This is a genomic window from Streptomyces spiralis (assembly GCF_014654675.1).
In the GTDB taxonomy this organism is placed as follows: Bacteria; Actinomycetota; Actinomycetes; order Streptomycetales; family Streptomycetaceae; genus Streptomyces; species Streptomyces spiralis.
In genome coordinates, this window is sequence record NZ_BNBC01000001.1 from 1 (window position 1) to 26088 (window position 26088).

The window sequence follows — 26088 nt, forward strand, 5'->3', positions numbered from 1 at the left end:
CCGGGGCCGGGGTGCCGGGGCCCGGGGCCGGGGTGCCGGGGCCCGGGGCCGGGGTGCCGGGGCCCGGGGCCGGGGTGTGCGGTGTGGGTGCCTGGGTCTGCGTGGGGCCGGGTGCGGGTGTCGCCGCCGGGTGCTGCACCGGCGGGGCCGGGGCCCAGGGGCCCGGTTCGCCGTACGGCGGGGTGCCGTAGGGGTCGGGGTCGTGCAGGGGCGTGGGCCGTTCGGCGGTGGGCACGGCGGCGCCGGGAGCGGCGGCCGGGCGTTCACCGGCACCGTCCACGACGTGCTCCACCGCGCCGTCCACAGCGTGCTCCACCGCACCGTGGACCGCCCGGTCCGCCACGCCGTCCACCGCACGGTCGACCGCGTCGGCCGGTCCGGGGACGGTCTGGTCACCCGCGGGGTTCACCGAGGCGGGCCGGGCGAGGGGGAAGTCTCCCTCGTCGTCCTCCCCGTTTCGGGCACCGTCCACGTGCGGGCGCGCGTGAGGGCGCTCCAGCTCGTAGTCCCCGTCTGCACCGCTCCCCCGGGACACCGGTGTGCCCGGCTCCGCGCTCACGGTCCCGGTCGGCTCTCCGGGCTCCTCGGCCGTTGCCGTGCTCTCCGGCCCTGCCGGAGGGACTGGCCGGGGCCGGGTCCACCACCTCGGGCGGGTGGACTTCGTGGGCTTCCCCTCGTTCATGCTCTCCCCACAGGTGCCCGCGGCACGCCTCGTCGGCGGTGGCCGTGCTTCGTCGACTGCCGCGCCCTGACCGGTGTCATGGGCGCGACCACCTGGATTCAACCAGGTTCGCGGGCCACCGCGCAGAGGTGTCCGCGCCGGTCAGTTCGCCCGGTGCGGCGCGGGGAAGGTGGGGGAAGCGGACGAGGGGCCGGGGACGGGTGCGGCGAGCAGGCCGGGTGCCCTGAGTTGAGAGTCGGGCGACCATGCGGTCAGGGAGATGGGCGGAGGCGTGCCGAGCGGACGTATCAGCGGGGAGATGGCCGCCGCACCGGCGGCCACGGGCGTCACCGGCGGCCGCGCGGCGTTCTGCGCGGGTCCGGTGGCCGCGGTCGGCGCCCCGGGAAGCAGCGGCGCGGACAGCGAGGTGGGCACCACCGGTGCCGCACCGGACGACGACCGCTGGGCCTGCGCGAGCAGGGGTACGGACGACTGACGGCGTCGCGCGCTCTCGGAACCCGTCACCGCGCCACCGCCCCCCGTACGCGCCGGAGTCACATTGGTGCCCGCCCCGGAGCCGCCGCGCGCCTCCGCGGTCAGATCGCCCGCGGCTCCGGTGGTCACACCGCCCAGGGCCACGGCGGCCAGCGACACCGCCCCGGCGGCGACGAACGCGAACCGCAGGCCCCGAGAGGCCGAGCGCTCGCCGTCGGAGCGGCCGACGGGGTGGATCCGGAAGCCGCCCTGCTGCTCCGGCTCGTCGAGCGCGGAGGGGTGCGGGCCGACCGGCACGTAGCGGAACTCGAACGGCTCGCCGCGCCGCACACCGAACACACCCGACCCCCCGGGTCCCCCGGAGCGTCCGGTCAGGCCGGGGAACCCTCCGGCGGCCAACGGTGAGCCCCCGTCGCCGTCGCCTCCCGCGGGCAGGCCCTGGAGGCGGGCCAGGAAGCTCTCGGAGGGCGGAGGCGGGGCCGTCTCGGCGAAGACGTTCTTCAGCCGGCGCTGCGCGTCGACCTCCGCCTTGCATTTCGGGCAGGTGGCGACGTGTGCCAGGACGCGCTCACGCGTGTCATGACCGAGCTCTCCGTCCACCAGGGCGGAGAGTCGGTCTCCCAGATGCTGTTCCGCGAGGCCGCTCGCGGCGGGGTCGGTTCGTGATCCACTCACGCGGTCGCGCCCCCTCCTCCCAGCGCGGCAACCCGGGGCATGAAGGCGCGGCGCTCGGCGCGGGCCTCGGCCCGCGCCTCGGGCGAGCGGTGGGCGAGGGCCTTGCGCAGCTGGGAGCGGCCTCGGTGGATACGCGAGCGAACCGTTCCGAGCTTGACGCCGAGGGTCGCGGCGATCTCCTCGTAGGACAGACCCTCGATGTCGCACAGGACGACCGCGGCGCGGAACTCCGGCGCGAGGGTGTCCAGCGCCTGCTGGACGTCCGCGTCGAAGTGCGCGTCGTTGAAGAGCTGCTGCGGGGTGGGCTCCTTGCTGGCCAGCCGCTCGGCCGCGTCCTCGCCGAGCGCGTCGAAGCGGATGCGCTGCTTGCGGCGGACCATGTCCAGGAACAGGTTGGTGGTGATGCGGTGGAGCCAGCCCTCGAAGGTGCCAGGCGTGTAGGTCGACAGGGAGCGGAAGACGCGGACGAAGACCTCCTGGGTGAGGTCCTCGGCGTCGTGCTGGTTGCCGGTGAGGCGGTAGGCCAGGCGGTAGACGCGGCCGCTGTGCGTGCTGACGATCTCCTCCCAGGTGGGCGGAGTCCACGCCTGCCCGTCCGCGTCGGTGGAGAAGGCCGCGGTCGGAGCGATGCCGTCGGCGCGGCTCGGGTCAGCAGCGGTGTCGGTCACGGATTTCGGCCTGCCCGCCGATCCGAGAAAGCGCCGTAGCACTCCTCCCCGATCCGCAGGCGCGGCCGCACCTCCCCTGTCGGCTCTGGTGGTGTCCAGTGGAGCCCCTACCATAGCCACCTCGCCCGTTAGCTCCGGATAAGCGGTTTTACGAGAAATTGACACGCGCTGCCACGGCTCATCCGGCTGCGTCAGCACTTGCTCTTCGTCCTGATCCATCCCATATCCCCCGTCGCACCCCCGGTCACGCCCCGCGGCACTTCCTCACCCCTTCAAACGACCGGGCTCATCTGCGGGTTCCCGCCCCCAACGGATACAGTCACGCCCAGGCAACCACGGGACAGGAGAGGGTCATTACCGGCAACCGGCAGACGGACTGGGCGTTCGCCGACGCCTATGTCGCCGAGGACGACGCGCTGCGCTGGGCCCGTGACCGGGCCCGTGAGGCAGGCCTGCGCTCGGTGTCGCCCGGCGCGGGCGCGGCGCTGCGGTTGCTCGCCGCCACCGTGGACGCCAAGGCGGTCGCGGAGATCGGCACCGGTACCGGCGTCTCCGGCATCCACCTGCTGAACGGCATGCGCCCGGACGGGGTGCTGACCACGGTCGACACCGAGCCGGAGCACCAGCAGTCCGCCCGCCAGGCCTTCCGTGCCGCCGGCTTCGCCAGCAACCGGGCCCGGTTCATCCCCGGCCGTGCCCTGGACGTCCTGCCCCGGCTCGCGGACGCCGGATACGACCTGGTGTTCTGCGACGGCGACCGGCAGGAGTTCCCGGACTACCTAGCTGAATCGTTGCGCCTGCTGCGCCCGGGCGGCCTCGTCGTCTTCGAGGGCGTCTTCGCACACGGGCGGACGGTGGACTCCGCACCGCAGCCGGCGGAGGTCCTGCGGCTGCGGGAGCTCCTGCGCACGGTCCGCGAGAGCCCCGACCTGCTGCCGTCCCTGCTCCCGGTGGGCGACGGACTCCTGTGCGCCGTCAAACGCTGACCCGCTCGGCCTGCCGAACGGCTCCCGCCCGCCCCGGGCGGTCGTGACCCGCCCCGGGCCCGCAAAAAAGCCGCCCCGGCACCGCGTGGGATGCCGGGGCAGCTGAAAAGTGTGTGGTCGCTTGCGCGTCAGCCGACGACCTTCTTGAGGGCGTCGCCGAGCGCGTCGGCCTCGTCAGGGGTCAGCTCGACGACGAGTCGACCGCCGCCTTCGAGCGGAACGCGCATGACGATGCCCCGCCCCTCCTTGGTCACCTCGAGCGGGCCATCACCCGTCCGCGGCTTCATGGCCGCCATGCTCGTTCCCCTTCCTGAAACCCAGCTCATCGTCAAAGCCGACGGCCCACCGAAGGGCAGGCGCGATCCGTCCACAACGGCCCAGGACACGCGACACCGGCATCGAACACATTGCTTCCCGGCCATTATCCCGCATCTCAGGACCCGATGACCAACATCGGTAGGCATCGCTTGGGCAACGCGCGCGAGCAAAACCACTCAATTCGGCGATGTGGCTGCGATACTGCGCGCCCGCACGGACGTCCCCCGGCGACCGCCCCGGGGAAATTGTTTGACGCAGGTCACACGTCGGCTCCGCGCTCGGAGCGGTGATCTCCGTCATGCTGTCCTTCGGACAGGACGTACCGAACGGTACGTCGACAGCCGCGACACCGGAGGGGATGTCCCATGGCCGACACCGTGCTCTACGAGGTGAGCGACGGGCTCGCGACGATCACGCTGAACCGCCCGGAGGCGATGAACGCGCTGAACGTCGCGACGAAGGCCGCCCTGCGGGACGCGGTCCGGTCCGCGGCGGCCGACGACGCCGTACGGGCCGTGCTGCTGACCGCGGCCGGGGACAGGGCGTTCTGTGTGGGCCAGGACCTCAAGGAGCACATCGGGCTGCTGGCCGCCGACCGCGAGGCCGGGTCGGGGCAGACGATGAGCACCGTCCGGGAGCACTACAACCCGATCGTGCGGGCGCTGGCGGGCGCCCGGAAGCCGGTGGTCGCGGCCGTGAACGGCGTCGCCGCGGGGGCCGGCTTCGGCTTCGCGCTCGCCGCCGACTACCGGATCGTGGCGGACACGGCGGCCTTCAACACCTCGTTCGCGGGTGTGGCCCTGACCGCCGACTCCGGGGTCTCCTGGACCCTGCCGCGGGTCGTCGGGCCGAGCCGCGCCATGGACCTGCTGCTCTTCCCGCGCAGCATCTCCGCCCAGGAGGCCCACGAGCTGGGGATCGCCAACCGGGTCGTGGCGGCGGCCGAGCTGCGCACCGAGGCCGAGAAGGTGGCGCGGGCGCTGGCCGAGGGCCCGACGCTGGCGTACGCCGCGCTCAAGGAGTCCGTGGCCCACGGCCTGACGCACTCCCTGGAGGAGACGCTGGAGAAGGAGGACGAGCTCCAGACGCTGGCGGGGCGGTCCGAGGACCACGCCATCGCCGTCCAGGCCTTCGTGAACAAGGAGAAGCCGAAGTACCTGGGCCGCTGATCGCGGACCCGGCCCGCCGCCGCTCCCGGGGTCACGGGCGGCGGCGGGCGACGCAGTCCGCGAGGTGGTCGTCCACCAGACCGCACGCCTGCATCAGGGCGTACGCCGTCGTCGGGCCGACGAAGCGCAGTCCGCGCTTCTTCAGGGCCTTGGACAGGGCCGTGGACTCCGGGGTGACCGCCGGGACGTCGGAGAGCGTCCTGGGGGCCGTACGGCCGGCCGGGTCGGGGGCGTACGACCAGATGAAGGCGTCCAGCTCGCCCGGGGACCACTCGGCGAGCACGCGCGCGTTGGCGAGGGTCGCGTCGATCTTGGCGCGGTTGCGGATGATGCCCGCGTCGGCGAGCAGGCGCTCGCGGTCGGCGTCGGTGAACTGCGCCACCTCGGCGATCCTGAAGTCGGCGAAGGCGGCGCGGAAGCCGGGCCGGCGGCGCAGGATGGTGATCCACGACAGGCCCGACTGGAAGGCCTCCAGGCTGAGGCGCTCGTAGAGGGCGTCGTCGCCGTGGACCGCGCGGCCCCACTCCTCGTCGTGGTACGTCACGTACTCCGCCGCCGACAGCGCCCACGGGCAGCGCAGGGCGCCGTCCGGTCCGGCCAGCGCGGCACCGGCCGTCACCGTGTCGCCGGTCACCGCGTCGCCGGTCACCAGCTCGTCCGTCGCAGGGTCGTCGGTCACCGTACGCTCCGTCACCGTGCTCTCCGTCACTGCTGGTCCTCCGGATCGGGCTTGGCCATGCGGACATGGGCCGCGGCGGCCTGGGCGCCGGCCAGCGCGGACTCCAGGTCGGCGATCCGGGCGTCGCGCTCGGCCAGCTCCGCGCCCAGCCGGCTGAGCGCGTCGTCCACGTCCGTCATGCGGTAGCCGCGCACGGCGAGCGGGAAGCGGAGGCACTCCACGTCGGCGCGCCCCACCCGGCGGTCCGGCGGCAGCGGGTCGTGCAACCGCTCGGGAGCGGCCTCGGGCAGCGGACCGGTGCCCTCACCGCCGCCCACCACCGCGAGTGTCACCGCGGCGACCACGACCGCGAGCGCGACGACCAGGAACAAGAACATAACCATCGCTGGGGTCCCCACGGAGTCCGGAGTCTGTCGTATGTGTCAAGGTCCGATCGTGCCATGCGACGCTGACAGTTAGGGTCGCAGGCGGCCGAAGGCCGGAACGTATCGGAACGCACGAGGAGAGGTCACAGGGGATGCTCAGGCTGGGCAGGCGTGAATTCGACACGCACGAGCCGGTGATCATGGCGATCGTCAACCGGACCCCGGACTCCTTCTACGACCAGGGGGCGACGTTCCGTGACGAGCCGGCCCTCGCGCGTGTGGAGCAGGCGGTCGCCGAAGGTGCCGCGATCGTCGACATCGGCGGGGTGAAGGCCGGCCCCGGCGAGGAGGTCACCGCCGAGGAGGAGGCACGGCGCACGGTCGGCTTCGTGGCCGAGGTGCGGCGGCGGTTCCCGGACGTGGTGATCAGCGTCGACACCTGGCGCGCCGAGGTCGGCGAGGCGGTCTGCGAGGCCGGGGCGGATCTGCTCAACGACGCGTGGGGTGGTGTGGACCCGCGGCTCGCCGAGGTCGCGGCGCGGTACAAGGTGGGGCTGGTGTGCACCCACGCGGGCGGCGCCGAGCCGCGGACCCGGCCGCACCGGGTGACGTACGACGACGTCATGGCCGACATCCTGAAGGTGACCGTGGGGCTGGCCGAGCGGGCGGTGGCGCTCGGCGTGCCCCGGGAGTCGGTGCTGATCGATCCCGGGCACGACTTCGGGAAGAACACGCGGCACAGTCTGGAGGCGACGCGGCGGCTGGACGAGATGGTCGCGACCGGGTGGCCGGTGCTGGTGTCCTTGTCCAACAAGGACTTCGTGGGGGAGACGCTGGACAAGCCGGTGAAGGAGCGGGTGCTGGGGACGTTGGCCACTACGGCTGTTTCTGCGTGGCTGGGGGCGCAGGTGTACCGGGTGCACGAGGTTGCCGAGACTCGGCAGGTGCTGGAGATGGTGGCGTCCATCGCGGGGCATCGGGTGCCCGCCGTGGCCCGGCGGGGGCTGGCGTAGGGGTTTTCGCCCCCGCCGCCCCTGCCCTTCCCGACCCTGTTTCCCGACCCTGGGGGCTTTGCCCCCAGACCCCCAGGGGGTGCGTTTTCGGGTTCTTTCGGGTGCGGGTGGGTGGGGGCTGGGCGCGCCCACGCGGCGGAGCCGCACATTGACACAGCCTCGCGCCCCTGGGCCCTGCGGGCCCCCTACCTGCCCGCCTCCTTCGACATCAGGGCGACCGCCTCGTCCACGTCGTCCGTCACGTGGAAGAGGCTCAGGTCCGCTTCCGCGGCCTTGCCCTCGGCGATCAGGGTGTCCTTCAGCCAGTCGACCAGGCCGCCCCAGTAGGCGGTGCCGAAGAGGACGATCGGGAAGCGGGTGACCTTCTGGGTCTGGACCAGGGTGAGGGCCTCGAACAGCTCGTCGAGGGTGCCGAGACCGCCGGGGAGGACCACGAACCCCTGTGCGTACTTCACGAACATCATCTTGCGGACGAAGAAGTAGCGGAAGTTGAGGCCGATGTCGACGTAGGGGTTCAGACCCTGCTCGAAGGGGAGCTCGATGCCCAGGCCCACCGAGGTGCCGCCGGCCTCGCAGGCGCCCCTGTTCGCGGCCTCCATGGCGCCCGGGCCACCGCCGGTGATCACCGCGAAGCCCGCATCGACCAGGCCGCGCCCCAGCCGCACCCCGGCCTCGTACTCGGCCGAGTCCACCGGCGTACGGGCCGAGCCGAACACGCTGATGGCGGGTGGCAGTTCGGCCAGCGTGCCGAAGCCCTCGATGAACTCCGACTGGATGCGCAGCACCCGCCAGGGGTCGGTGTGCACCCAGTCGCTGGGGGCGCGCTCGTCCAGCAGTCGCTGGTCGGTGGTGCTGGCCTGGACCTGCGCCCGCCGCCGGAGGACCGGTCCCAGGCGCTGCTCCTCCGGTGGCCGCTTCTTGCCCTCGGGGTTGCCTGTAGGCATGTGCACTCCCTCCGCGTTCGGGCCTCCCCCGGATCCCGGCCGGGACCGGGACCTCGGGGAGAGGATGTTCCACCTCAGCGTAGATCTACGCGGGTTACGGGCGGGGGACCTCGGCATGTCCGCCGTGAAGACCCGCGGGAGGGCTCCCGGTGGCGGTCAGGCGGTCAGGCGGTCAGGCGGTCAGCCAGGCTCGCAGTCGCTCCTCGCCGGCCAGGATCTTCGCCGTCTCCACCCGCTCGTCCCGCTTGTGCGCGAGCAGGGGGTTCCCGGGGCCGTAGTTGACGGCTGGCACCCCGACCGCCGAGAAGCGGGAGACGTCCGTCCAGCCGTACTTGGGCTTGGGGGTGCCGCCGACCGCCTCGACGAACGCCGCGGCAGCCGGGTGGCTCAGGCCGGGCAGGGCGCCGGGGCTGTGGTCGTCGATCACGAACTCCTCCACCCCGCAGTCCGCGAAGACCTCGCGGACGTGGGCGATCGCCTCCTCCTCCGTACGGTCGGGGGCGTAGCGGAAGTTGACGGTGACGACGCACTCGTCGGGGATGACATTGCCCGCCACCCCGCCGGAGATGCCGACCGCGTTGAGGCCCTCGCGGTACTCCAGGCCGTCGATGACCGGGTAGCGGGGTTCGTACGACGCGAGGCGGGCGAGGATCGGGGCCGCCGCGTGGATGGCGTTGGAGCCCATCCAGCCGCGCGCCGAGTGGGCCCGCTCGCCGCCGGTCCTCAGCAGCACACGCAGCGTGCCCTGGCAGCCGCCCTCGACCTCGCCGTCGGAGGGCTCCAGCAGGACCGCGAAGTCGCCTTCCAGCCACTCCGGGTGCGCCGCGGCCACGTGTCCCAGGCCGTTCAGTTCCGCGGCGACCTCCTCGTTGTCGTAGAAGACGAAGGTCAGGTCGCGGTTGGGGGCGGGGACCGTGGCCGCGATGCGCAGCTGGACGGCCACGCCGGACTTCATGTCGCAGGTGCCGCAGCCCCAGAGCACCCCGTTCTCGTCCAGCCGGGAGGGCACGTTGCCGGCGATCGGGACGGTGTCGATGTGGCCGGCCAGGACGACACGCTGGGACCGGCCGAGGTCCGTCCGGGCGACGACGTTGTTGCCGAGGCGGTCGACCGTCAGGTGCGGCAGGGCGCGCAGAGCGGTCTCGATCGCGTCGGCCAGCGGCTTCTCCGTGCCGCTCTCCGAGGGGAAGTCGACAAGCTGCGCGGTCAGCCGCGCGGCGTCCAGCGTGAGGTCAAGCGGGGTATCGGCCATGGCGTCGACCCTAACCCGCCGAACGGCCCGAACGCGGCCGCGTCTTGTCCCCACCCGCCTCAGTGGCACCACCCATCTCCAGTACCTTGTACGCGTGCCAGAGCCGTCCCCCACTTCGAAGCGCCGCGGCCGCCTCCTCAGGATCGGGGCGGCCCTGGTGGTCCTGCTCGCGGTCGCGGGGTACCTCGCGGTGCAGTACCTCACCGGCGGCAGGGGAGGACCGGGCTGCAAGGTCGTCTCCGCCGACGACGACGGCGCCAGCTACGAGTTCACCCCGGAGCAGGCGGTGAACGCCGCGACGATCGCGGCCGTCGGCACCGGGCGCGGCATGCCCGAGCGGGCGGTGACGATCGCGCTGGCGACCGCCCTTCAGGAGTCGGGCCTGCGCAACATCGAGCACGGCGACCGGGACTCCCTGGGGCTGTTCCAGCAGCGGCCCTCGCAGGGCTGGGGCACGCCGAAGCAGATCATGGAGCCGACGTACGCGGCGGGCGTGTTCTACGAGCACCTGGCCAAGGTCCCCGGCTACACGCGGCTGCCGCTCACCGTGGCCGCGCAGCGGGTGCAGCGCAGCGGCTTCCCGCAGGCGTACGCCAAGCACGAGCCGGACGCCACCCTGCTCGCCGCCGCGTTCACCGGGCGCGCCGCGGCCACGCTGACCTGCCAGGGCCGCCCGGGCGCCACCCGCGCCTCCGGCCCGGACGCGGTACGGGCCGCCCTCGTCCGGGACTTCGGGCGGGAGGTGCTGCAGGAGGCCGGCGCCGAGGTGGGCGACAGCGGCGGCTCCTCGCCGAAGCCGACGCCCTCGCCCTCGTCCGGCGGGGCGTCGGGCGAGGACGACCGGACCGTGACGCTGCCGGTGCGCGACGGCACGGGCACGGGAGCCGTCGGCGGCGGACGCAGCGCGTTGCAGCGCGGCTGGCAGCTGGCGCACTGGGCGGTGGCCAACGCGTCGGCGCTGCACATCGAACGGGTGTCGTACGCCGGACGGGAGTGGAGCGCCGGGGTCACCGACGGCGCCTGGCGCACGACGGACGCGAAGAACGCCGAGGGCGCCGCCGGGCAGGGCTCGGAGGCCGTGCGCATCACGACCGCGCGCTAGGTCCGGTCGTCAAACTTCCGTCGCCCGTCCGAAGGGCGGGCGACGGAAGTTTGACGACAGGACCTAGCACGGAAGTACGGATCTTCACTCGTCAGGGCTATGCGACGCAGGCCGGACCGGCGGGGTGCGCAGGTTTTCGTGCCGTCACTCCTGTGGTCTGCGGGGCCCTTGGGGGCGCTGCGACGTAAGGATTCAGCAGACGGTACGGTCAGGCCCCCTTTTCCGGCCTCTTTATCCGGTTTCCGCCACAACCGATAATGCGACGCATTGCCAATTCTTTACATCGGGCCGCCGCAACCTTCGTGCCCTTCGAGCGGTAGTCACTGCGTCCGAGCCCGGCCGGACGGCGGCCTCCACGGCCGTCGACCGACCTCAACCGCCGGGCTACTCAGGACAGTTCAGAGTTCTCATCCGTCGAAGGAGCAACATGTCCCTCCCCCTGACCCGCCGGATCGCCCGTGCCGCGCTGCTCGTCGCTGCGGGAGCGGCTGCCGGGGTCGGTGCGGCCGGCTCCGCCGGCGCCGCCCCCGCGCTGCCGGCCACTCCGAACCTCGGCGGCATGACCGCCCTGGACGGGGCGAACGTCGGCAAGACCTTGGACGGTGCGGCCCAGCACGTCACCGGGGTCGCGGGCGACACCGGCAGCAAGGCGGTCCAGCAGGCGGTGCCGGCCGCGGGCAAGACCGGCGGCAAGCTCGTGAAGAAGGCGACGCCGGTGGCGCAGAAGGCGGCGGGCGACGCGGCGGGGGCCGCGGGTGGTCTGCTCGGTGACGCGACGAAGACGGCTACGAAGGGTGGGGGGCCGGTGCAGGGGCTGCCGGTTTCCGGTCTGCCGCTCGGCTGACGCGCCGCTTGTACGGCTCGACGGGGTCCAGGGAGTCTCCTGGGCCCCGTCGCTCTGCGTGGGCGCATCGGCTTCTGCCGCTGGGGGCCGGCGTTGCTCGACCGGTCCCCCGAGTTGTCGGCCGCCGGTTACAGGCGGGCCACCGCCGCCGCCACTCGCTCGTCCGTGGCGGTGAGGGCCACGCGGACGAACTTGTCGCCCGCCGGGCCGTAGAAGTCGCCGGGGGCGACCAGGATGCCTCGTTCGGCCAGGTGGGAGACCGTGTCCCAGCAGGACTCGTCCCTCGTGGCCCACAGGTAGAGGCTGGCCTCGCTGTGCTCGATGCGGAAGCCGTGGGAGAGCAGGGCCTGGCGGAGGGCGGCGCGCCGGGCGGCGTAGCGCTCGCGCTGCTCGCGGACGTGGGCGTCGTCGCCCAGGGCCGCCACGACCGCGGCCTGGGTCGGCGCCGAGGTCATCATGCCGCCGTGCTTGCGGATCTCCAGCAGCGGGCCGAGGACCGCCGGGTCACCGGCGAGGAAGGCGGCGCGGTAGCCGGCGAGGTTGGAGCGCTTGGAGAGGGAGTGGACCGCGACGATGCCCTCGTAGGAGCCGCCGTTGACGTCGGGGTGCAGGACCGAGACCGGGTCGGCCTCCCAGCCCAGCTCCAGGTAGCACTCGTCGGAGAAGAGCAGGACGCCGTGCTCGCGGGCCCAGGCGACGATCCGCGTCAGCTCCTCCTTGCCCAGGACCTTGCCCGTGGGGTTGGACGGCGAGTTCAGCCACAGGAGCCTGAGGTTCGCCGGGTCCAGGTCGGTCGGGTCGTCGTAGGCCTCGTGGTCCGCGCGGGCCAGACGGGCGCCGACCTCGTAGGTCGGGTAGGCCAGGCGCGGGAAGGCGACCTTGTCGCCGGGGCCGAGACCGAGCTGCGTGGGCAGCCACGCGACCAGTTCCTTGGAGCCGACGATCGGCAGGACGTGGCGGTGGGTGATCCCGCGTGCGCCGAGGCGGCGCTCGACCCAGCCGCTGATCGCGTCGCGCAGCTCGGGCGTGCCCCAGACCGTCGGGTAGCCCGGCGAGTCGGCGGCCGCGATCAGCGCCTTCTGGATCAGCTCGGGGACCGGGTCGACCGGGGTGCCGACCGACAGGTCGACGATGCCGTCCGGGTGCGCTGCGGCCGTCTTCTTGTACGGCTCCAGCTTGTCCCAGGGAAAGACCGGAAGGCGGTCGCGAAGCGACTCCTTGGAAGGGCGGTGGTGGGAGACGGGAGGGCGGTCGGAGACTGCGGACACGGGGATCAGGCTCACTTTCTTCTGTGGCATGCGCCCGGTACGGCGAACGCCTCGGTCCCGTACGGCAGTCCGAAGCGCCGGAGGCGATCAGGCCGTACGGGACCGAGGCGGCGCGGTGTGCGGGCCGCTTGAGGGTTACTCGCCCTGCGGCGGCAGCGCGGCGACGACGGGGTGGTCGCGCTCGATCAGCCCCAGCTTGCTGGCGCCGCCGGGAGAGCCGAGCTCGTCGAAGAACTCGACGTTCGCCTTGTAGTAGTCCTTCCACTCCTCCGGCACGTCGTCCTCGTAGAAGATCGCCTCGACCGGGCAGACCGGCTCACAGGCACCACAGTCGACGCATTCGTCCGGGTGGATGTACAAGGACCGCTGGCCCTCGTAGATGCAGTCGACCGGGCACTCCTCGATGCACGCCTTGTCCTTGACGTCGACACAAGGCTGCGCGATGACGTAGGTCACGCTGTCGTTCCTCCTCGATAGGGCGCTGGCGGGCCTCCACAGGCTCCGCCGCCTGGCGCGCGGGAGCGCGGCGTCGTCGATGCCCGCACCTAGTATCTCCGTTCCGGGGCATGATCCGAACAGGAGGGGTGAACTGACCTGTGGAAATCTCGTCGACAGGACGCTTCGAAGTCCGAATCACGGCTGCTGACGTGGGCAAACGGGTCTCGGTACGGCGCTCGAGCGAACCTGGGGGAACGGGTGAGAAGTTCACCGACACGGTGGGTGTTCTCACATCATGGGACGACGGTGTGCTGCTGATCACACGGAAGGGCGGCGAGACCGTCCGGATCGCGGAATCCTCGCTGGTCGCCGGGAAGGTCGTCCCGGCCGCTCCGGCCCGGCGCCGGGGGCCGGCGGCGACGTACGCGGAGCTGGCGGGGGTGACCGCGCGGGCCTGGCGGCCGGTGGAGAGCGAGCGGCTCGGCGAGTGGGAGCTGCGGGCGGCCGGCGGGTTCACGCGGCGGGCCAATTCGGTGCTGCCGCTCGGCGATCCCGGCCTTCCGCTCGACGAGGCGCTGGCCGCCGTACGACGCTGGTATGGCGAGCGCGGCCTGCCCGCGTACGTCCAGACCGCCACCGGAGCCGAGGGCACGCAGGAACTGCTGTGCGCGGAGCTGGAGCGGCGCGGCTGGGTGCGCGAGGTGACCGCCGAGCTGTGGATCGGGGCGCTCGCGCCGGTCGCCGACCGGGCCGAGGGCTCCGGGGTCGTGCTGTCCCGCACGGCCGACGAGGCATGGCTTGCGCGCTACCAGCGCAAGGGGGTGAGCGAGGTGGCCCTGAAGGTCCTGGGCAGCGGGCCCTCGGTGTGGTTCGCGACGGTACCCGGCGCGGCCGGGGAGGCACCCGCCGCGATCGGGCGGTGTGTCGTCGACGGGCGGTGGGCGTCCTTCGCCGCCGTGGAGGTGGATCCGGCGCGGCGGCGGCAGGGCCTGGCCACCGACGTCATGGCCGCGCTCGCCAGGCAGGCCCTCGCGGAGGGGGCGTCGGCCGCGTGCCTTCAGGTGGAGACCGACAACGCGGGAGCGCGCGCCCTGTACGCCGGCAGCGGCTTCGCGGCACACCACGCCTACCACCACTACCGGGAGCCCGCGACGGAGCCGCCGACATCCGCTTGACGTCCATCGCGTGACGTCCATCCGCGTGACGCCGCCGTGAAAGGGCAAGAGCCTGCCATGCCAGCCATACGTCCCTCCTGTCCCCCGCCGCCCGAACGGGCCGCCGAGCTGCGCCGGCGGTTCGCCGAGGAGGCGCGGGCCGAGCGGCCGGACCTGTCGGTGCTGTGCCTCCTGGTGGGCGCGACCGCCGACGGAACCCTGGACGAGGCCGGCCTGGACGCGGCACAGATGGAACTGGACGAGCTGGCCGGGCAGCTGCCGTACCGGCCGGGCGGCCCCCGTGCGTGGGCGCAGGCGGTGTCCGATCTGCTCGGCGGGCGGTACGGGTTCCACGGCTCGGCCGCCGACTACCAGCACCTGGAGTCCTCGCTGCTGCACGAGGTGCTGCGGCGGCGGCGCGGGCTGCCCATCCTGCTGTCGGTGGTGTGGATGGAGGTCGCGCGGCGGGCCGGGGCGCCGGTGTACGGGGTCGCGCTGCCCGGTCACTTCGTGGTGGGGTTCGGCGCGGCGGAGGAACAGGTGCTCGCCGATCCGTTCGACGGGGGCAGGGTGCTCACCGGGGCGGACGCGGAGCTGCTGGTCGTCGGGGCCACGGGGGCGCCGCTGCATCCCTCGATGCTGGCTCCGGCGGATTCGCTGGACGTCGTGCTGCGGATCCTGAACAACATCCGGGCCTGGGCCGCTGCGCGGCCCGAACGGTCGGATGTGGCGCTGTGGGCCGTGGAGCTGTCGCTGCTGCTGCCGTCGCATCCGGCGCGGCTGCGGTACGAGCGCGCGCAGTTGCTGGTGCAGCGGGGGGACTTCGTGAGCGGGGCGCAGGAGCTGGAGGCGTACGCGGAGGTGGTCGGGGCGGTAGATGAGGCCGCGGCGGAGAGGGTGCGGGGGCAGGCTCGGGCGGCTCGGGCGATGTTGAACTGAGGGGTGCGCTTGCCCACGCTCGGCGGGTGCCGCTGCGCCCGCCCGTGCCGCCTGGGGGTACCTCCCAGGCGTTGAGCACTGGGGGAAGCACGACTGCCCTCAGCCAGGTCAGAGCCAGCCCTTCTCTCTCGCTATGCGGACCGCTTCTGTTCTGTTGCGGGCCGCCAGCTTCTGGATGGCGGTGGAGAGGTAGTTGCGGACCGTGCCCTGGGAGAGGTGGAGGGCCTTGGCCAGTTCGGCGTTGGTGGAACCGTCGGCGGCGGCGCGCAGGACCTCCCGTTCGCGGTCGGTCAGCGGGTTGGCGCCCTCGGCCAGGGCCGCGGCGGCGAGCGTGGGGTCGATGACCCGCTCGCCGGCCAGCACCTTGCGCACCGCCTCGGCGAGCTGGGCGGCGGGGGCGTCCTTGACCAGGAACGCGTCCGCGCCCGCCTCCATGGCGCTGCGCAGATAGCCGGGGCGGCCGAAGGTGGTGAGGACGACCAGCTTGACCGCGGGCAGCTCCTTGTGGAGCCGCGCGGCGGCCTCGATGCCGGTGCAGCCGGGCATCTCGATGTCGAGCAGGGCCACGTCGATGCCGTGGGCGTGCGCGGCGGCCACGACCTCGTCCCCGCGGGCCACCTGGGCGACGACCTCGATGTCCTCCTCGAGGCCGAGGAGAGCGGCCAGGGCCTCGCGGACCATGGACTGGTCCTCGGCGAGAAGGACCTTGATCGTACTGCTCATGCCCGGGATCCTACGTCCACCGCGGCACCGGCCGGGACGCGGGCGACGAGCCGGAAGCCGCGCTTGACGCGGCCCGCCTCCAGGACGCCGCCGGCCTTCTCGAGGCGCTCGGTCAGGCCCGTCAGACCGTTGCCGGGGCCTTCGCCGGAGCCGCCCGAGCCGTCGTCCTCGACGGACAGTTCCAGCGTCGGGCCGTCGAGGGTCTGACGGCGTACGACCTCCACCGCGCAGCGCCGGGCGCCGCTGTGGCGTACGACGTTGGTGACCGCCTCGCGCAGCGCCCAGGCGAGCGCGGACTCGCTCTCCTCGGGAACGGCGGTCAGGTCGGGTTCGGCGGGCAGCTCCGCGCTCACCCCGGCCGCGGTCAGCGCGACCCGCGCGCCGGCGAGCTCGGCGGCCAGGCGGGGGCGGCGGTAGCCGGTGACGGCCTCGCGGACGTCGACGAGGGCCTGCCGGCTGACCTGCTCGATGTCGGCGACCTGCTGGGCGGCCTGGTCCGGCCGGCCGGGCAGCATCCGGCCGGCCAGCTCGCTCTTCAGCGTGATCAGGGAGAGCGAGTGGCCGAGCAGATCGTGCAGGTCGCGGGCGAGGCGCAGGCGCTCCTCGTTGGCGGCGAGGTGGGCGACGGTGGCGCGGGCCTGGCGCAGCTCGACGGTGGTGCGCACCAGCTGGCCCACGCCGGACATCGCGAAGCCGATGAGCAGGACCAGCAGGACCAGGTTCTTCGTCTGCTCCACGTCCGTGTGCACACCCACCAGCACCATCACGGTGGCCGTCGCCGGGATCGCGCAGTAGGCCACCCGGATCGGGAGGGTCGCCCCGCAGGCGACGGAGACGTAGCAGAACAGGCCGAGCCATGCGCCGCCGAGCGTGAGACACAGCACCACCGCCAGGACGGCGAGGAAGCAGATGAGCGCGACGACCACGGCCCGGGCGAACGGCCGTCCCATGTTCCGGAAGACCAGCGCCATGTAGGCCCCGACGAAGGTCGCCAGGCCCAGCCAGCCGGCCGCCGTGCCGGAGGGCGTGTGGTCACCGGCGGCCAGGTCGTGCACCGGCGCGCTCAGGAAGACCAGCCAGACGCCGATCCAGATCAGCTTGCGCAGCAGCTCCCGCCGGCCGCGGGGCGGCCGGCCGATGCCCCAAGTGTTCTCGTCCCACTCCCGTGGCCGGTCCTGGGTCATGATGCTCACGCCTTCAGCGTGTCCTTCCGGTACAGCCAGGCCGCGCCGCCCGCGAACAGGGCGAAGAAGACGACCAGGATGGCGATGTCCTTGCTGTGCGGGGCCTGGCTCTGTTCGATGGCCTGCCCCAATGCAGCGTACGCGTGCGTCGGCAGCCACTTGGCGATGTCCTGGAGCCACTGCGGGAAGGTGGTGGCCGGCATCCACAGGCCGCCGAGCATGGACAGGCCGAAGTAGACGATCATGGTGATCGGGCGGACCGCGTCACCGGTGGCGAGGTATCCGATGGCGACGCCGAGGGCGGCGAAGACGAGGCTGCCGGCCCAGATCGAGCCGGTCAGGGCGAGCCACTGCCAGGCTTCGAGGCGGACGTGCTTGACGGTGGCGGCGACCGCGAAGACGACCACGATGGACGGCAGGCTGACCACGGCGGCGCTGGCGGTCTTGGCCAGGACGTAGCCGCGGCCGGGCAGGGAGGTCAGCCGGAGCTGGCGTACCCAGCCGCTCTCCCGCTCCTTGGCGATGCGCTCGCTGTTGCCCATGAGCACGGCGGTCAGGGCGCCGAAGGAGGCCATGGAGACCATCATGTACGTCGGGATCGTCAGGCCGCTGCCGTCGACCTTGGTGGTGCTGTCGGCCTTGCCGGCGATGATCAGGAACAGGATCGAGGGGTAGAGCACGGAGAAGAACAGGAACTTGCGGTTGCGCAGGGCGCGGGCGAGTTCCAGCTTGATCAGGCTGTTCACGACTGCTTGGCCTCCTCGGCCTCGGTGATGGCGACGAACGCCTGCTCAAGACCGAGCCCGGCGACTTCGAGATTGCGGGGGTAGACGCCGAGCCCGTACAGGGCGTGGACGGTCGCGTCGGCGTCGGAGGACTGGATGCGCACGGTCTGGCCGGACACGTCGATCGAGGTCAGGAAGGGCAGGCCGTGCAGGGCGGCCTCGTCGATGGCGCCCTCCAGGTCGAACCGGACGCTGCGGGCGCCGGCCTTCGCCTTGATCTCCGCGGCGGTGCCGTCGGCCAGCAGCCGGCCCCGGTGCAGCACCAGCACCCGGTCGGCGATGGCGTCGGCCTCTTCCAGGTAGTGGGTGGCGAACAGGACCGTACGGCCCTGGTCGGCCTGCTCGCGCATGGTGGCCCAGAAGGCCTGACGGGCGGAGACGTCCATGCCGGTGGTCGGCTCGTCCAGGACGATCAGGTCGCTGTCACCGGCGGTGGCCAGGGCGAAGCGGACGCGCTGGGCCTGGCCGCCGGACAGCTTGTTGACCTTGCGGTCGGCGATCTGGCCGATGCCGGCGCGGGTCAGCACGTCCTCGACCTTGAACCGCTTGGGGTGCAGGTCGCAGGCGAGCCGCACCAGCTCGGCGACGGTGACCTCCTCCATCAGCCCGCCGCTCTGGAGCATGGCGCCCACCCGCCCGGCGACGATCGCCTCGCGGGGACTGGTGCCGAAGACGGCGACCGAACCGCTGTCGGCGTGCTTGAGGCCGAGCAGCAGGTCGAGGGTGGTCGACTTGCCGGCCCCGTTCGGCCCCAGCAGCGCCACGGTCTCCCCGGGGTGCAGGGCGAGGGTCAGCCCGTCCACGGCCCGTACGTCGCCGTAGCTCTTGGTCACCTGGTCGAACGCCACCACCGCGGTCGCGGTGGCGGTCTCCGCTGTCATCGTCATGGCCCCCATCCTGGCCGGGAGGCCGGGGCACGGGGCAGTGTCGCGGATCCTGACTGCGGGATGACAGATGTCATACGCACGGCATGACAGCGGGGTGACGCGGTGAGGGGGCGCCCGGTGCGTACCGCACCCGGCGCCCCCTCACCACTGGCGGTGCCTAGTTGGGGGTGGTGTCGATGACGCCGACCCGGTTGGTGGTGCTCGTCAGGGCGGGGCGGAGAGCGCCGATCACGTCCTCGACGGTCACGGGCGTCTTCTTGCCGGTGCCCCTGGTGATCAGCACTCCGTCGAAGGCACGGCCGTACAGCTGCTTGAGCGCGGCCTTGTCGTAGTACTCCACGAGCTTGCCGTCGACCGCCTTGACGCCCAGGAACTTCCACAGCGACTTCTGCGGGCTGAACAGCACCGAGTGCGTCGGGTCGGTCATGACCGTCACCTTGGCCGACATCGCCGGCTTGGCGAACGCCTTCATCATCCGGTCGACCTCGGCGTCGGAGACCGTCGGCTTCCGGGTGGTGGTGGGCACCTGGACCGGTGCGGTCGTGCCCGTCTCCACCTGGGTGCGGTAGGCCTGTTCGACCGCCTGGGTGGAGCGGGCGGCGTCGATGCCCTTGCCCGTCCTGCCGTACACGGCGACGGCCTTGCCCGGCTCGAACTTGATGGTGCCGTCGGCCGACGAACCTGCGCCGCCGGCGGCGTCCTCCAGGGCGGCCTGGAGCTTCTCCTCGTCGACGGGCATCTGCGGCTCGACCACCCGGTGGTTGCCGAACAGGGAGCCGATCACGGAGACGGGGTTGTAGTCGCTCTTCGCCGCCGCGCTGGCCGTGGCCTGGGTGTCGAACTGAAGACCGGCCTGGTCGGGCTTGAGGGTGATGGTCTTGCCGTCGACCGACAGCTTCAGCGGCTGGTTCACCTGCTTGCCGAAGGCGTCGTCGAGCTTCTTGACCGCGTCGTCGCGGGTGCCGCCGCCGATGTCGACGCCGAGCACGGTGGTGCCCTTGGGCACGTCGGAGTGGTTCATCAGCAGCCCGGCGCCGTAGGCGAGACCGGCGACGACGACCACGACGCCGCCGAGCAGCGCCACCTTGCTGCGGCCCTTCTTCTTGGGCGCCTTGGTGGACTTGGCGGACGCGGCGGGGCCCCGCCGGCCCGGCTCCGGCGGCTTCGGGAGCGGGTACGACGACGCCGCCTGACCACCGGGGCCCGACGGGAACGGCGAGTCGGTCCCGGCCGGCACCACGGGGATGCCGCTGGTGACGGTGTGTCCGGAGACGTTGTCCGGACGGCCCGCGTAGTCCGGGGTGCCCGGCTCGGGGGCGGGCTGCTGCGGGGTGAGGATCGCGGTGTCGTCGCTCAGGCCGCCGCCGGGACGTGCGGTGTGCGCACCGGGGGCGCCGGACGGACCGGCCGGGCCGGAGGGGGGCGCGGGTGCGCCGCCGGTGGGCGGCAGGAGCAGGCCGTCGCCGGTCACCGGACCGCCGGTCGGGCCCGCGGGCCCCTGCGCTCCGCCGGGCAGGCCGGGACCGCCGGGAACGCCCGCCCCGTTGAAGCCGCTGAGGCCACCGGGCACGTTCGGGCCGTTGTGGCCGCTCTGACCGTCCCGATCGCTCTGGCCGTTCCGGCCGCTCTCCGAGAAGAACGGCAGGTCGTCGCGGCTCGGCTCGCCGCTGCCGCCGGGCCGGGAGCCGCCGGAGCGCGCACCCGCGGCCAGCGCCTCGGTCACGTCGAAGGAGCCGGTGCCGCCGCCGTGGCCGGGGGCGACGGGGCCGCCGGTGGCCCCGGGGAGCCCGCCGCCGGAGGAACCGGCGCGCGCGGAGCCGCCGGGCACGCTCATGGAGCCGACCACACCACCGGGCCGGCCGCCGGCCGCCGGACGTGAACCGCCCGGAGCGCCCGGAGCGCCCGAGCCGGACGGTCCCGTGCCGGATGTGCCGGGGCCCGTCCCGGACCCGTTCGCGGGCGCGCCCGAACCGCCGGGCAGCCCGGCGCCGTTGGTGGCGCCGCCGCCCTGGCCGGCCTTCTTACCCTGCGACTTGCGGGGCGCGAACCAGTCGCTGGTCGCCTTCTCCTCGGCCGCGGCGGCGCCCTCGGCGTCGCCGGAGGCCTCCGCGGCACCCGACGGCGTCCGCGCGTCACTACCGACGCCCTGGCCCGTTCCCTCGGCCCGGGCGGAGCCCCTGGTCGGCAGGGGCACCTTGGCCCCGTCGGACCCCTGGGCACCCTGGGACCGCTTGGCCCCCTGGGACGCCTGAGCAGCGCCGGAGCCCTCGGCCCCCTGGCCTTCCGCCTCGGCCTCGTTGACGGTCTTGCGCACGACCACCGGCGGAATCGGCCGGGATCCGGGGATGTTGATCCGGATCCGGGTCGTCAGTGTGGTCTCGGTCTTGCGTTCCTCGGGCTGCGCGGCCGAACGGCCCGCGCCCGCGCCGTCGTCGGACACCGCCGGGATGCCGTACGGCGGGGTTCCCGAGGGGTAGGCGGCTCCGCCGCGCCCGTTGGGCCCGGAGGACGGAGTGTCAGTTTCACGACTCAAGGCAGGTTCTCCCGGTTGGCTCCGCCGCCCGTTACGACCTGACTGTGCGGGCGGCTCGGCGGCGCGCACCACCATACTGGCCACGTCGGGCCCGCATCCCGGGACCGCCGGGGAAACCCACACCGGACCCGCACGGCGGCGGTGGGAAGAAGCGGTACGTCATTCGCCAAGTCGGACGTCACGGACCGTCCGGTTGCCGCCCACGACCCAGAGTGGCGCAGATCACAGCAACTGCCATGCCGCCGAGCAGGAAGAGATAGGAGCCGCCGCCCGCGGCGAAGAGGAAGTCCCCCTCTGGGCGGCTGGCGGTGAGCAGCACGACCGCGACCATCCAGCCGACCGCGCCCGCCACGGCCCCGCCCCGGCCGCCGGTGGCCCGCGCCCCGCCCAGGAAGAGCCCGGCGGAGCCCGCGAGGGCGAGCAGCAGCCCGCCGGGGAACCACGCGGCCTGCACCAGCGCCCCGGCCAGGCCGACGACCGCGCCGAGCACGAACAGCCCCAGATAGGCCGCGGCCCGCCCGGCGGACGGCGGCTTGAGGGGCTGCGCCAGCATGGAGCCCTGCGCGGGCTCCCGTCCGGCGGGACTCATGACGCCTCCTCGGTCCCGCCGAACCCTGCGATCCCGGCGAACAGATCACTGTGGACGCCCGCAACGCCCGCAACGCCCGCGACGCCCTCTCCGCGCACCAGTTCGTAGTACTCGGTGGTGAACAGGGGCTGGGCCAGCTCGTTGGAGAGCGCGAAGCAGGGCTCGGCCACCTCGATCTGGGTGGCGTGGGCGCGCATCGCGGCGGCCTTGGCGGCGGCGTGGGCGGTGCCGTCGACCCGTGCGGTGATCCGCTCGTCGGCGACGACACCCGGTACGTCCTCGATGGCGGCGGACTTGGCGAAGGGCAGCCCGGCCAGGTCGTCCTGGAGCTGTGCGAAGGCGGCCTCGGCGACGGAGCGCGGCACCCGGTTCCAGTACACCCGGGCGATCCGCCAGGGCTCGCCCAGGTCGGGCCGTACGGCGGGGTCGGCGGCCAGGTCCGCGGCGCGCATGGCGATGCGGTGGGCCTGGATGTGGTCGGGGTGGCCGTACCCGCCGTTGTCGTCGTACGTCACGAGGACCTGCGGGCGCACCTCGCGGATCACGGCGACGAGGTGCCCGGCGGCCTCGTCGAGGTCGGCCTGCCAGAGGCAGTCGGGGTCCTCGTTGTCGGGCAGGCCCATCATCCCGGAGTCCCGGTACCGCCCGGCGCCGCCGAGCAGCCGGACGTCCGTGACGCCCAGTTCCCTCGTCGCCGCGGTGAGCTCCTGGTGCCGGTGCGCGCCGAGCGCGGCCCCGGTGAGGTGCCGCAGCCCGGGCGGGATGACCTCGCCCCGCTCACCGAGCGTGCAGGTCACCAGGGTCACCTGGGCACCCTCGGCCGCGTACCGGGCCATGGTCGCGCCGTTGTTGATCGACTCGTCGTCGGGATGCGCGTGCACCAGCAACAGACGCCGAGCGGGCAGTTCCGTCATGCCCCCACCCTACGAGGCGGCACCCCCCTCCCCGTATCCCGGCGCCCGGGAGCGTCCACCGACTCCCCCGCCCCCTGCCCGAGGACGGTCGGGGCGACTGCCGCGCCCGCAGCCCCGAGGGGGGCCGCCTGGGTCGCGTGCTCAGAACTTGATGCTGCCGATCATCCCCGCGATGTTCGTGGTGAGTTCGCTGATCGTGGGGGCGACCGTGGAGGAGGCGAGGTAGAAGCCCAGAAGCATGCACACGATCGCGTGGCCGGCCTTCAGGCCGGACTTCTTGATCAGCAAGAAGACGATGATCGCCAGCAGCACCACCGCCGAAATCGAGAGTGCCACGGCGGCTCACCTCCAAAGATCCCAGGACGCGGGTGTCGGGGGGTCGGGGGTCAGGGTCTCGGTCGGACGGACGGTCGTGCGGTCGTGCGGTCGGACACGGACGGGCTGGACGGACCGCACGAACCGGGAAAACAGATAAATCCACACAACGGGCAGCACTTACATACCCACTATGCGCTAGTGATCATAACTATCCGCACGCGCGCACCGTCCCGCGCACAGCCGCACAAGGGGGCGCATGGCCAATATGGTCGGGGCATGACGACCGAGCCTGTCTCCTTCCCCCGACGGCACGCGCGCACCCAGCGTTTCACGCTCGGCGCGCCGCGCGCGTTCACCGTGGCTCCCGACGCCTCCCGCGTCGTGTTCCTGCGCTCCGACTCCGGTACGGACCGGGCGAATTCGCTGTGGGTCCTCGACCTGGGCGACCGCGGGGAGCGCGTGGCCGCGGACCCACGCGCCCTCCTGGGCGGCGCCGGCGAACACCTCTCACCCGAGGAGCGGGCGCGCCGTGAGCGCAGCCGCGAAGGCGGTGCGGGGATCGTCGGCTACGCCACCGACAGTGCCGTCGAGTTGGCGTCTTTCGCCTTGTCAGGGCGGCTTTTCACGGCCGAGCTGAGGGCCGGTACCGCCCGCGAACTGCGCGTCCCCGGGCCGGTGATCGACCCGCGCCCCTCCCCCGACGGGCGGCATGTCGCCTACGTCGCGGGCGGCGCCCTGCGGGTGGTGGGCGCCGAGGGCGAGGGCGACCGGCCGCTCGCCGAGCCGGAGTCGGAGTCGGTGACGTACGGGCTCGCCGAGTTCGTCGCGGCCGAGGAGATGGACCGCTCGCGGGGCTTCTGGTGGGCGCCTGAGTCGGACCGGCTGCTGGTGGCACGGGTGGACGACACGCCGGTGCGACGCTGGTGGATCTCCGACCCCGCACAGCCGGACCGCGAGCCCGCCCACGTCCGCTACCCGGCCGCCGGCACCGCGAACGCGGACGTACGGCTGTTCGTGATCGGGCTGGACGGGACGCGCACGGAGGTCGTCTGGGACCGGGACCGCTACCCGTATCTGGCACGTGTGCACTGGTCGGAGGCGGGTGCGCCGCTGCTCCTGGTGCAGGCGCGGGACCAGCGCAGCCAGTTGTACCTGGCCGTGGACCCGGCCTCGGGGTCGACCCGGATGGTGCACGCCGACGAAGATCCAACTTGGCTTGATCTTTTCCCCGGGGTGCCCTGCTGGACCCCCTCCGGGCAGCTCGTGCGGATCGCGGACGAGGGCGGCGCGCGGGTGCTGGCGGTGGGCGAACGGCCGCTCACCGGACCGCAGTTGCACATCCGTGCGGTCCTCGACGTCTCGGACGGCGACGTGCTGGTCTCCGCCTCGGCCGGCGAGGAGGCAGCCGACCCGGAGACCGGCGAGGTGCACGTCTACCGCGTCAACGAGCTGGGCATGGAGCGCGTGACCAAGGAAGCGGGCGTGCACTCCGCCGTGCGCGCCGCGGGCGTGACCGTCCTCGTCTCCGCCGCGCTCGACCGGCCGGGCGCCCGGGTGCGGGTGTTCCGGGACGGCGAGCAGACGGCGCTCATCGCCTCCCGTGCCGAAGATCCCGGTTTGTCCCCGCGCGTGACGCTCACCCAGGGGGGCGCACGCCGCATCCCGTGCGCCGTGCTTATGCCTACGGACTACCCCGGTGACACCTCCACCTCGGCGTCCGCCCCCACTCCCCTGCCCGTCCTCCTCGACCCCTACGGCGGCCCGCACGGCCCCCGTGTGGTCGCCGCGCACAACGCGTACCTCACCTCCCAGTGGTTCGCCGACCAGGGCTTCGCGGTGGTCGTCGCCGACGGCCGCGGCACCCCCGGCCGCTCCCCCGCCTGGGAGAAGGCCGTCCACCACGACTTCACGCTCACCCTGGACGACCAGATCGAGGCCCTGCACGACCTCGCCAAGACCCACCCGCTCGACCTGAACAGGGTGGCGATCCGCGGCTGGTCCTACGGCGGGTACCTCGCCGCCCTTGCCGTGCTGCGCCGCCCGGACGTCTTCCACGCGGGCGTCGCGGGCGCCCCGGTCACCGACTGGCGTCTCTACGACACCCACTACACCGAGCGGTACCTGGGCGACCCGGCCGCCGAGGCGGAGACGTACGCCAGGAACTCCCTCGTCACCGACGAGGGACTGTCCGCGGCCGCCGAGCCGCACCGCCCGCTGATGATCGTGCACGGCCTCGCCGACGACAACGTGGTGGTCGCGCACGCCCTGCGGCTGTCCTCCGCCCTGCTCGCCGCCGGCCGCCCGCACGAGGTCCTGCCGCTGTCCGGGGTCACCCACATGACTCCGCAGGAACAGGTCGCCGAGAACCTGCTGCTGCTCCAGGTGGACTTCCTCAAGCGCTCGCTGGGCATGGCCTAGCCATACGGCAGCAGACCCTGCGCCACGGCAACGGACCGGTCCCGCCCTGACTCCACAGACAGGGCGGGACCGGCCCGTTCACGGCACCCGCACGGCCGTACGCTGTCCATCATCGGGTGTCCGTATATCGGTGCTGCTTCCGCGAAGTTGCCTGTTCGTTAACGGACTTGGCGCTCCTACAGCGGCTTCAGCGGCTCCGTGCTCGCGAAGAGACAGGCCGAGTCGTGGGCGGCCGGGCCGGTGGTGTGCAGGAACTGCTCGGGGACCGCGAGCGCGGGCACCTCCAGCGCGCAGCGCTCGCGCGCCTTGAAGCAGCGGGTGCGGAACCGGCAGCCGGAGGGGATGGCGGCCGGGGACGGCACGTCACCGGCGAGGATGATCCGCCGGCGGCGCTCGCGCGCCTCCGGGTCGGGCACGGGCACGGCGGACAGCAGCGCCTGGGTGTAGGGGTGGGTGGCGTGGTCGTAGATCTGCTCCTCCGTGCCCGTCTCGACGATCCGGCCCAGGTACATGACCCCCACCCGGTCGGAGATGTGCCGGACGATCGACAGGTCGTGCGCGATGAAGACGTAGCTCAGGTCGAAGTCGCGCTGGAGGCGCTCCAGCAGGTTGATCACCTGGGCCTGGACCGACACGTCGAGCGCCGACACCGGCTCGTCCGCGACGATGATCTCCGGGCGCAGCGCCAGTCCGCGGGCGATGCCGATGCGCTGGCGCTGGCCGCCGGAGAACTGGTGCGGGTAGCGGTTGATGTACTCCGGGTTGAG

Annotated in this window: 26 protein-coding genes and 1 pseudogene; 8 read left to right on the forward strand and 19 right to left on the reverse strand. The window is 73.1% G+C overall.

Annotated elements, in window-relative coordinates; genetic code table 11:
* The 3 genes and pseudogenes from IE318_RS00005 to sigE form a co-directional block, all read right to left on the reverse strand.
* A pseudogene (locus IE318_RS00005) lies at positions 1-472 on the reverse strand (protease); the annotation flags it as partial.
* Between the two features lie 351 nt (positions 473-823).
* Positions 824-1831: an anti-sigma factor family protein gene (locus IE318_RS00010; protein ID WP_189895454.1), complete on the reverse strand. Its 1008-nt coding sequence runs from the start codon at positions 1829-1831 to the stop codon at positions 824-826.
* Positions 1828-2613 carry an RNA polymerase sigma factor SigE gene (sigE, locus tag IE318_RS00015; protein ID WP_229903256.1) on the reverse strand — a complete coding sequence of 262 codons (786 nt, stop codon included), beginning with the start codon at positions 2611-2613 and terminating at the stop codon, positions 1828-1830. Before sigE ends, IE318_RS00010 begins: the two co-directional genes overlap by 4 nt.
* 176 nt (positions 2614-2789) lie before the next feature.
* Here sigE and IE318_RS00020 point away from each other — a divergent pair, with 176 nt between their 5' ends.
* Positions 2790-3485: an O-methyltransferase gene (locus IE318_RS00020; protein WP_078917259.1), complete on the forward strand. Its 696-nt coding sequence runs from the start codon at positions 2790-2792 to the stop codon at positions 3483-3485.
* Between the two features lie 128 nt (positions 3486-3613).
* On the opposite strand, the gene IE318_RS00025 is transcribed toward IE318_RS00020, so the two are convergent.
* The gene (locus IE318_RS00025; RefSeq protein ID WP_003966491.1) at positions 3614-3781 is read right to left on the reverse strand and encodes a DUF3117 domain-containing protein; all 168 of its coding nucleotides are present in this window, start codon (positions 3779-3781) and stop codon (positions 3614-3616) included.
* A 387-nt stretch (positions 3782-4168) separates the two neighbouring features.
* On the opposite strand from IE318_RS00025, the gene chcB reads away from it, so the two are divergent.
* A complete protein-coding gene (gene chcB, locus IE318_RS00030; protein WP_189895456.1) occupies positions 4169-4972 on the forward strand; it encodes a 2-cyclohexenylcarbonyl CoA isomerase in 804 nt (267 codons plus the stop codon).
* Between the two features lie 31 nt (positions 4973-5003).
* Here chcB and IE318_RS00035 read toward each other — a convergent pair whose 3' ends face one another.
* Complete coding sequence (locus IE318_RS00035) at positions 5004-5591, reverse strand: DNA-3-methyladenine glycosylase I (RefSeq protein ID WP_030176282.1); 588 nt, start codon at positions 5589-5591, stop codon at positions 5004-5006.
* A gap of 86 nt (positions 5592-5677) precedes the next feature.
* Positions 5678-6034, reverse strand: coding sequence for a DivIVA domain-containing protein (locus IE318_RS00040; RefSeq protein ID WP_030176285.1), 357 nt, complete (start codon positions 6032-6034; stop codon positions 5678-5680).
* A gap of 134 nt (positions 6035-6168) precedes the next feature.
* Here IE318_RS00040 and folP point away from each other — a divergent pair, with 134 nt between their 5' ends.
* Positions 6169-7029 carry a dihydropteroate synthase gene (gene folP, locus IE318_RS00045; protein WP_189895457.1) on the forward strand — a complete coding sequence of 287 codons (861 nt, stop codon included), beginning with the start codon at positions 6169-6171 and terminating at the stop codon, positions 7027-7029.
* A gap of 185 nt (positions 7030-7214) precedes the next feature.
* Here folP and IE318_RS00050 read toward each other — a convergent pair whose 3' ends face one another.
* Together IE318_RS00050 and dapE are read right to left on the reverse strand one after the other, a co-directional pair.
* Positions 7215-7973: an LOG family protein gene (locus tag IE318_RS00050; RefSeq protein WP_189895458.1), complete on the reverse strand. Its 759-nt coding sequence runs from the start codon at positions 7971-7973 to the stop codon at positions 7215-7217.
* A gap of 172 nt (positions 7974-8145) precedes the next feature.
* On the reverse strand, positions 8146-9225 hold the full coding sequence (gene dapE / locus IE318_RS00055; protein WP_030176294.1) for a succinyl-diaminopimelate desuccinylase: 1080 nt from the start codon (positions 9223-9225) through the stop codon (positions 8146-8148).
* A gap of 94 nt (positions 9226-9319) precedes the next feature.
* Between dapE and IE318_RS00060 the strand changes: the two genes are divergently transcribed.
* Together IE318_RS00060 and IE318_RS00065 are read left to right on the forward strand one after the other, a co-directional pair.
* Positions 9320-10327: a heavy metal transporter gene (locus IE318_RS00060; RefSeq protein ID WP_189895459.1), complete on the forward strand. Its 1008-nt coding sequence runs from the start codon at positions 9320-9322 to the stop codon at positions 10325-10327.
* Positions 10328-10754: 427 nt separating this feature from the next.
* On the forward strand, positions 10755-11171 hold the full coding sequence (locus IE318_RS00065; RefSeq protein ID WP_030176298.1) for a hypothetical protein: 417 nt from the start codon (positions 10755-10757) through the stop codon (positions 11169-11171).
* Positions 11172-11299: 128 nt separating this feature from the next.
* Here the strand turns inward: IE318_RS00065 and IE318_RS00070 are convergent, their stop codons facing one another.
* Positions 11300-12439, reverse strand: coding sequence for a bifunctional succinyldiaminopimelate transaminase/glutamate-prephenate aminotransferase (locus IE318_RS00070; RefSeq protein WP_189895460.1), 1140 nt, complete (start codon positions 12437-12439; stop codon positions 11300-11302).
* 135 nt (positions 12440-12574) lie between these two features.
* The gene (gene fdxA / locus IE318_RS00075; protein WP_030176303.1) at positions 12575-12895 is read right to left on the reverse strand and encodes a ferredoxin; all 321 of its coding nucleotides are present in this window, start codon (positions 12893-12895) and stop codon (positions 12575-12577) included.
* A gap of 140 nt (positions 12896-13035) precedes the next feature.
* On the opposite strand from fdxA, the gene IE318_RS00080 reads away from it, so the two are divergent.
* Together IE318_RS00080 and IE318_RS00085 are read left to right on the forward strand one after the other, a co-directional pair.
* Entirely contained in the window at positions 13036-14052 is a 1017-nt protein-coding gene (locus tag IE318_RS00080; RefSeq protein ID WP_189895461.1) for a GNAT family N-acetyltransferase, read from the forward strand.
* A gap of 57 nt (positions 14053-14109) precedes the next feature.
* Complete coding sequence (locus IE318_RS00085) at positions 14110-14970, forward strand: transglutaminase family protein (RefSeq protein ID WP_189895462.1); 861 nt, start codon at positions 14110-14112, stop codon at positions 14968-14970.
* Positions 14971-15078: 108 nt separating this feature from the next.
* On the opposite strand, the gene IE318_RS00090 is transcribed toward IE318_RS00085, so the two are convergent.
* The 8 genes from IE318_RS00090 to IE318_RS00125 all read right to left on the reverse strand — a co-directional run bounded on the left by IE318_RS00090 (position 15079) and on the right by IE318_RS00125 (position 22921).
* Positions 15079-15693: a response regulator transcription factor gene (locus tag IE318_RS00090; RefSeq protein WP_030176310.1), complete on the reverse strand. Its 615-nt coding sequence runs from the start codon at positions 15691-15693 to the stop codon at positions 15079-15081.
* Positions 15690-16877 (reverse strand): sensor histidine kinase, encoded by a 1188-nt coding sequence (locus IE318_RS00095; RefSeq protein ID WP_189895756.1) that lies wholly within the window; start codon positions 16875-16877, stop codon positions 15690-15692. The genes IE318_RS00090 and IE318_RS00095 overlap by 4 nt, the downstream gene beginning before the upstream one ends.
* A 5-nt stretch (positions 16878-16882) precedes the next feature.
* On the reverse strand, positions 16883-17623 hold the full coding sequence (locus IE318_RS00100) for an ABC transporter permease (RefSeq protein ID WP_189895463.1): 741 nt from the start codon (positions 17621-17623) through the stop codon (positions 16883-16885).
* Positions 17620-18549, reverse strand: coding sequence for an ABC transporter ATP-binding protein (locus tag IE318_RS00105; protein ID WP_189895464.1), 930 nt, complete (start codon positions 18547-18549; stop codon positions 17620-17622). Before IE318_RS00105 ends, IE318_RS00100 begins: the two co-directional genes overlap by 4 nt.
* A gap of 157 nt (positions 18550-18706) precedes the next feature.
* Entirely contained in the window at positions 18707-21082 is a 2376-nt protein-coding gene (locus tag IE318_RS00110) for a hypothetical protein (protein ID WP_189895465.1), read from the reverse strand.
* Positions 21083-21260: 178 nt separating this feature from the next.
* On the reverse strand, positions 21261-21671 hold the full coding sequence (locus IE318_RS00115; protein ID WP_030176322.1) for a DUF6113 family protein: 411 nt from the start codon (positions 21669-21671) through the stop codon (positions 21261-21263).
* Positions 21668-22585: an N-acetyl-1-D-myo-inositol-2-amino-2-deoxy-alpha-D-glucopyranoside deacetylase gene (gene mshB / locus IE318_RS00120; protein ID WP_189895466.1), complete on the reverse strand. Its 918-nt coding sequence runs from the start codon at positions 22583-22585 to the stop codon at positions 21668-21670. The genes IE318_RS00115 and mshB overlap by 4 nt, the downstream gene beginning before the upstream one ends.
* Before the next feature lie 141 nt (positions 22586-22726).
* Positions 22727-22921 carry a hypothetical protein gene (locus IE318_RS00125; RefSeq protein ID WP_003992731.1) on the reverse strand — a complete coding sequence of 65 codons (195 nt, stop codon included), beginning with the start codon at positions 22919-22921 and terminating at the stop codon, positions 22727-22729.
* Between the two features lie 258 nt (positions 22922-23179).
* Here IE318_RS00125 and IE318_RS00130 point away from each other — a divergent pair, with 258 nt between their 5' ends.
* Entirely contained in the window at positions 23180-25321 is a 2142-nt protein-coding gene (locus IE318_RS00130; protein WP_189895467.1) for a S9 family peptidase, read from the forward strand.
* Between the two features lie 176 nt (positions 25322-25497).
* Here IE318_RS00130 and IE318_RS44635 read toward each other — a convergent pair.
* On the reverse strand, positions 25498-26088 hold a 591-nt coding region (locus IE318_RS44635), incomplete at its 5' end, for an oligopeptide/dipeptide ABC transporter ATP-binding protein (RefSeq protein WP_229903257.1).